Here is a 6,182-nt window from a genome sequence, read left to right on the forward strand (position 1 = left end):
TTGTGGTACAATAGAGCTATGAAACATTTTGATACTATCGTCATCGGTGGAGGTCCTGCTGGCATGATGGCTACGATTTCCAGTAGCTTTTATGGTCAGAAAACCCTCCTCATCGAAAAAAATCGGAAACTTGGAAAAAAATTAGCTGGTACTGGTGGGGGACGTTGCAATGTCACCAACAATGGAACTCTAGATGACCTACTAGCTGGAATCCCTGGAAATGGGCGCTTTCTCTACAGTGTCTTCTCCCAGTTTGATAACCATGATATCATTAACTTTTTTACAGAAAATGGTGTTAAACTTAAGGTCGAAGACCACGGCCGCGTCTTTCCTGCCAGTGACAAATCTCGGACCATTATCGAAGCTTTGGAAAAGAAAATCACTGAGCTAGGTGGTCAAGTTGCTACTCAAACAGAAATTGTTTCGGTTAAAAAGATAGACGACCAGTTTATCCTTAAATCAGCTGACCAAACCTTCACTTGTGATAAACTCATTGTCACAACTGGTGGGAAATCCTATCCTTCCACTGGTTCGACTGGTTTTGGACATGAGATTGCCCGTCATTTTAAACACACCATTACCGAACTTGAAGCCGCTGAAAGTCCTTTGTTGACAGATTTTCCACACAAGGCCTTGCAAGGAATTTCATTGGACGATGTGACCCTTAGCTACGACAAGCATGTCATCACGCACGATCTGCTTTTTACCCACTTTGGTTTGTCTGGCCCTGCTGCTCTGCGTATGTCTAGCTTTGTCAAGGGTGGGGAGGTTCTCTCACTGGATGTTTTCCCTCAACTTTCTGAGAAGGACTTGGCTGCATTCCTAGAAGAAAATCGTGAAAAATCCTTGAAAAATGCCTTAAAAACTTTGCTTCCAGAACGCTTGGCAGATTTTTTTGTGCAAGGCTATCCTGACAAAGTCAAACAGTTGAGTGAAAAGGAACAAGAACAACTTCTCCAGTCTATTAAGACCCTCAAAATCCCTGTGACTGGTAAAATGTCTCTCGCCAAATCCTTTGTTACCAAGGGTGGTGTCAGTCTTAAGGAAATCAACCCTAAAACCCTTGAAAGTAAGCTGGTACCTGGCCTTCACTTTGCTGGCGAAGTCATGGATATCAATGCCCACACGGGTGGCTTTAATATCACTTCAGCCCTCTGTACCGGTTGGGTGGCAGGCTCAAATCAAATATATAAATAATTGAATGACTAAAATACAAAATAAGAAAGGAAGTCCTTTGGAACATATTATTTTACTAAGAGGTGTTACTCCTAATGGAAAAAATGCTATCCCGAAAATGTCTTATTTGGTAGATATTTTAACAGAAGCTGGTTTTCAACACGTTCGAACCTATATTCAAAGTGGGAATATCATTCTTGAAAGTGATTTAGATTTAGAAGAAATACGAGAATGTGTTCATACTCTGATAAAGGAAAAAATTGGGGCCGACTTAAAAATGGTTATCAAGAACAAAAGTGATTTTAAAAAAATTGTCCAAGAAAACCCGTTTGGAGAACACTATCTTTATGACCGTATACATGTGATTTTTTATCAAGAATCTATTCAAAGTCTCCCTTTAGAAAAATTGAAAATTGATTACGGTGAAGAAGAAATTTGTATCGGTAACCATTGTCTTTACCTCTATCTCCCTAGAACTGCTAAACAAAAGAAACTCCATACCAACTATCTTGAAAAGCTTTTTAATGTAGATTTGACCATGCGAAAACTAAATGTGGTAGAAAAATTATTAAGCAAATAGTGCTTGAATTTAGTAAAAATCGGAAGAATGCTCCTCCGATTTTATTTTGTCTGAGTTTGGACATAATAGGCAATGACATCTGATGTGTACTGGGCTGTTCCAGGTCCAAATTTGTCAATGTTTTCCTTAAATTCTGGGTTGTAGACGTAGCCTTTACCGATATAACCAAATACCTCAATAGAGCAGTCAAATCCATAAGTACGGATGGCTTGCAAGAGTTTAGTGGCTTCTTCTTGATTTTCGGTTGCTGTTACAGGTAGACCAGCTTGAAGATTTTGTGCCAAAGCTTGAAAAACTTGGTTGAAGGCAGCTGTAGCCTCGTCTTCGTGACCTTTTTGGCGCTCCAGCGCTTGGTCCATGACTTCTTGTCCATATTTCTCTACCGCCTCTTGGTGGTATTTTTGATGGTCTTGGTAGTTAAATCCAGCAAATTTCTCTTGAATGCTCATTTCTCTTTCTCCTTTTTGTTCTTTAATGGTTTTTTGCAAGGTTGAAATCAAGGTATCCAGATGTTCCCTTTCTCGAGTCAAATAGTCCAACTGTCTGGTCAGATGGGGCAATAAATCTGTCCTTTCTTCCTTTAATAGCTCTGCTATTTTTTCTAAAGAAAAACCTAGATATTTGTAATAAAGAATAACCTGAAGGCGTTCCAAATCCTCCTGACTGTAGGTTCGATAGCCGTTTTCCGACTTTAAAGGAACCAAAAGTCCTATCTTATCGTAGTGGTGTAGGGTCTTGACAGAGACGCCCGAAAGCTGCGCAGCTTCTTTTATATGGTACATGATTTCCTCCTTATACTCAATGAAAATCAAAGAGCAAACTAGGAAGCTAGCCGCAGGCTGTACTTGAGTACGGTAAGGCGACGCTGACGTGGTTTGAATTTGATTTTCGAAGAGTATTACATTGATAGTATAACCCCTCCCCCTAGGTCAGAGTCAAGCGTTTTTGCGAAATTTTTTACTTTATCATAACGTGAAAATGGTTTTCTTGACAGACCTTAGAAAACATGATAGGATAGTCAAGTCTATCAATCAAAAGAAAGGCTCATTTTGAGTACTGATGAGGCTATTTGCCAAGGGCAGTAGCTTTTTCTTTTGTAATACTAATTTTAGGAGTTTAACTATGTCTGAAAAATCGCAATGGGGTTCTAAACTAGGCTTTATTCTAGCATCTGCTGGTTCAGCTATCGGACTTGGAGCCGTTTGGAAATTTCCCTATATGACTGCTGCTAATGGCGGTGGAGGCTTTTTACTAGTCTTTCTTATTTCTACCATTTTAATCGGTTTCCCGCTCCTGCTTGCTGAATTTGCCCTTGGCCGTAGTGCTGGTGTTTCAGCAATCAAAACCTTTGGAAAACTCGGCAAGAATAGTAAGTACAACTTTATCGGTTGGATTGGTGCCTTTGCCCTCTTTATCCTCTTATCTTTCTACAGTGTTATTGGAGGATGGATTCTGGTTTATCTAGGCATTGAGTTTGGAAAATTGTTCCAAATTGGTGGAACGGGGGATTATGCTCAGTTATTTACTTCAATCATTTCAAATCCAGCCATTGCCCTAGGAGCTCAAGCAGCCTTTATCCTATTGAATATCTTCATTGTATCACGTGGGGTTCAAAAAGGGATTGAAAGAGCTTCGAAAGTCATGATGCCCCTGCTCTTTATCATCTTTGTCGTCATCATCGGTCGTTCTCTCAGTTTGCCAAATGCCATGGAAGGGGTTCTTTACTTCCTAAAACCAGACTTCTCTAAGCTGACCAGTGCTGGTCTCCTATATGCTCTGGGACAATCTTTCTTTGCCCTCTCACTAGGGGTTACAGCCATGCTGACCTATGCTTCTTACTTGGATAAGAAAACCAATCTGGTTCAGTCAGGGATTTCCATCGTAGCCATGAATATCTCGGTATCCATCATGGCAGGTCTAGCCATTTTCCCAGCCATGTCAGCCTTCAATATCCAGTCTGAAGGGGGACCAAGCTTGCTATTTATCGTCTTGCCTCAGCTCTTTGACAAGATGCCTTTTGGAACCATTTTCTACATCCTCTTCCTCCTGCTCTTCCTCTTTGCGACGGTCACTTCTTCCGTTGTTATGCTGGAAATCAATGTGGGTAATATCACCAATCAGGACAACAGTAAGCGTGCTAAATGGAGTGCTATTTTAGGAATCTTGACCTTTGTCTTTGGAATTCCTTCAGCCCTATCTTACGGTGTTATGGCGGATGTTCATATCTTTGGGAAGACCTTCTTTGATGCTATGGACTTCTTGGTTTCTAATCTCCTCATGCCATTTGGTGCTCTCTGCCTTTCACTCTTTACAGGCTATATTTTTAAGAAGGCTCTTGCCATGGAGGAACTACACCTTGATGAACGAGCATGTAAACAGGGACTTTTCCAGGTCTGGCTCTTCCTTCTTCGTTTTATCATTCCTATCATCATCATCGTGGTCTTTATCGCCCAATTTATGTAATCAAAAAGGACTTGAGTAATGAACTCAGGCCCTTTCTTTTTTATGGATGACTAACAATCAATTCCAAACCTTGCCCTTCCAGAATCCAAGCTTCAACATCACTTGGTAGGATAAAGTGGCTGCCTTTTTGGATTGGATAGTTTTTTCCGTCAACAGTTAGCTGACCTTGACCAGCTAAGACACTGAATAAGGTGTAATCAGCTGTCTTCTCAAAATCAACTTTTCCAGTGATTTCCCACTTGTAAACTACAAAGAAATCATTAGATACAAGGAGAGTGGAACGCAAATCATCTGCTTTAACAGTTACAGGACGGCTATTGGCAGGCTCTCCAATGTTCAAAACATCGATAGATTTTTCAAGGTGAAGTTCACGCAAGTTGCCATTATCATCCTTACGGTCAAAGTCATAGACACGGTAAGTGGTATCGCTAGATTGCTGAGTTTCAAGAATCAAAATTCCTGCTCCGATAGCGTGCATGGTGCCACTTGGTACATAGAAGAAATCTCCAGCCTTTACAGGAACTTTTGTCAACAAGGCATCCCAGTTCTTGTCCTCGATTTGCTGGCGGAGTTCTTCTTTTGACTTGGCATTGTGACCATAGATAATTTCTGAACCTTCATCCGCTGCGATAATGTACCAGCATTCTGTTTTTCCAAGTTCACCTTCATGCTCTAGTCCATAGGCATCGTCTGGGTGAACTTGGACACTGAGCCAGTCGTTGGCATCCAGAATCTTAGTCAAAAGTGGAAATACAGGCTCAGGACGATTGCCAAACAATTCACGATGTTCCGCATACAAAGTAGCGAGGTCTGTTCCCTGGTAGCGTCCATTGGCAACTTTAGAGACTCCATTTGGATGGGCTGAGATGGCCCAATATTCTCCGATTTTTTCACTTGGGATGTCGTAACCAAACTCATCACGTAGCTTGGTTCCACCCCAGATTTTTTCTTGCATAACTGATTGTAAAAATAATGGTTCTGACATGTCGATCTCCTGTCTGATTTTTCTCCCTTCATTATAGCAAAAAAAGAGTTCCAGTTGAACTCTTTTTCATATCTTATAAAGTAGGGAGAAGATTTTATAAAAATAGTAACGATATACTTTTTTCTTTAATAGAGACGAACATAAAAGACTCTCGTAAAGCTAGCTGTCACTGGACTTTTTCCCTCAACTCTCATTCAAAAATTGCTTTAATGAAGCATCTATTTTCATAAACGAACAAAACTGTAACCAGTCTTCTTTTTAAATCAAAGCTGTGATAGCGGTTACTAGGCCAAAAATAATACCTGGTGCATTCGCTGCTGTAAGGGGGATATCTCTTTCTTTTTTGAAAAGACCGTAGTAGACCCATAGACTACAGTTGATCGCTGCAACCAAGGGCTGGATGAAATTTCCTTTTTGACCAGCCAGATTGTTCATAATTTGTGGGAAGTAAGACACATACATCATAACAGACATAAAGGTCGCTACCCAACCCAAAACTTTCATTTGTTTTTCAGACATTTTCAAATCCTCTTTCATTTTTACTGAATCTTATTTTATAATCTTCTTTCAAAACAATCAAGTCTTTAAAACTTTTGTTATAAAGATGTAAACTATCACAATCTTGTGATAAGAAAGAGGGAACAGAAAACAGACCGAATGCCTCCGATATATTTAGTCAATCAAATATTAGAAAATGAATACTCCTTTTCAATGAATCGATTGATTGATGGTAAATTCCCAAACTAAGTTCCACCGCTAATCCAAGTGGAAGTTAGTCTGATAAAAATTCTAAAAACCAGTGGAAATCCGTGTCAGGGTAAGTTCCACTGGTTTTAATCATGCTTGATTTCATCGCTTCTGTAGCCAAAATGAATCGAAAAAAAGAGCGCACAAAATCCCCTCATCTGAAAGCGTTTCAGATTAAGTTCCGCTATGGTGGAAGTTAGTGTGAGACGTTTGAATGGGGTTGAAGATTAG

6 protein-coding genes are annotated in these 6,182 nt (G+C 40.1%); 3 read left to right on the forward strand and 3 right to left on the reverse strand.

Annotated elements, in window-relative coordinates:
- Window positions 1-18 precede the first annotated feature (18 nt).
- Together aao and D8855_RS09270 are read left to right on the forward strand one after the other, a co-directional pair.
- The gene (aao, locus tag D8855_RS09265; protein WP_125417083.1) at window positions 19-1,197 is read left to right on the forward strand and encodes an aminoacetone oxidase; all 1,179 of its coding nucleotides are present in this window, start codon (window positions 19-21) and stop codon (window positions 1,195-1,197) included.
- A 37-nt stretch (window positions 1,198-1,234) separates the two neighbouring features.
- Window positions 1,235-1,756 carry a DUF1697 domain-containing protein gene (locus tag D8855_RS09270; protein ID WP_000400044.1) on the forward strand — a complete coding sequence of 174 codons (522 nt, stop codon included), beginning with the start codon at window positions 1,235-1,237 and terminating at the stop codon, window positions 1,754-1,756.
- A gap of 41 nt (window positions 1,757-1,797) precedes the next feature.
- On the opposite strand, the gene D8855_RS09275 is transcribed toward D8855_RS09270, so the two are convergent.
- On the reverse strand, window positions 1,798-2,538 hold the full coding sequence (locus D8855_RS09275) for a MerR family transcriptional regulator (protein ID WP_000274780.1): 741 nt from the start codon (window positions 2,536-2,538) through the stop codon (window positions 1,798-1,800).
- A gap of 340 nt (window positions 2,539-2,878) precedes the next feature.
- Between D8855_RS09275 and D8855_RS09285 the strand changes: the two genes are divergently transcribed.
- On the forward strand, window positions 2,879-4,219 hold the full coding sequence (locus tag D8855_RS09285) for a sodium-dependent transporter (RefSeq protein ID WP_078228474.1): 1,341 nt from the start codon (window positions 2,879-2,881) through the stop codon (window positions 4,217-4,219).
- A gap of 40 nt (window positions 4,220-4,259) precedes the next feature.
- Here D8855_RS09285 and manA read toward each other — a convergent pair whose 3' ends face one another.
- Complete coding sequence (gene manA, locus D8855_RS09290; protein WP_125417085.1) at window positions 4,260-5,204, reverse strand: mannose-6-phosphate isomerase, class I; 945 nt, start codon at window positions 5,202-5,204, stop codon at window positions 4,260-4,262.
- Window positions 5,205-5,462: 258 nt separating this feature from the next.
- Window positions 5,463-5,723: a SemiSWEET family transporter gene (locus D8855_RS09295; RefSeq protein WP_125417087.1), complete on the reverse strand. Its 261-nt coding sequence runs from the start codon at window positions 5,721-5,723 to the stop codon at window positions 5,463-5,465.
- Between the last annotated feature and the right edge of the window lie 459 nt (window positions 5,724-6,182).

This window comes from Streptococcus mitis (assembly GCF_003942685.1).
Classification (GTDB): Bacteria; Bacillota; Bacilli; order Lactobacillales; family Streptococcaceae; genus Streptococcus; species Streptococcus mitis_CD.

Coding starts and splice junctions, on each gene's coding strand:
- aao (WP_125417083.1), top strand. CDS start 19: ATGAAACATTTTGATACTATCGTCATCGGTGGAGGTCCTGCTGGCATG.
- D8855_RS09275 (WP_000274780.1), bottom strand. CDS start 2,538: ATGTACCATATAAAAGAAGCTGCGCAGCTTTCGGGCGTCTCTGTCAAG.
- D8855_RS09285 (WP_078228474.1), top strand. CDS start 2,879: ATGTCTGAAAAATCGCAATGGGGTTCTAAACTAGGCTTTATTCTAGCA.
- manA (WP_125417085.1), bottom strand. CDS start 5,204: ATGTCAGAACCATTATTTTTACAATCAGTTATGCAAGAAAAAATCTGG.
- D8855_RS09295 (WP_125417087.1), bottom strand. CDS start 5,723: ATGTCTGAAAAACAAATGAAAGTTTTGGGTTGGGTAGCGACCTTTATG.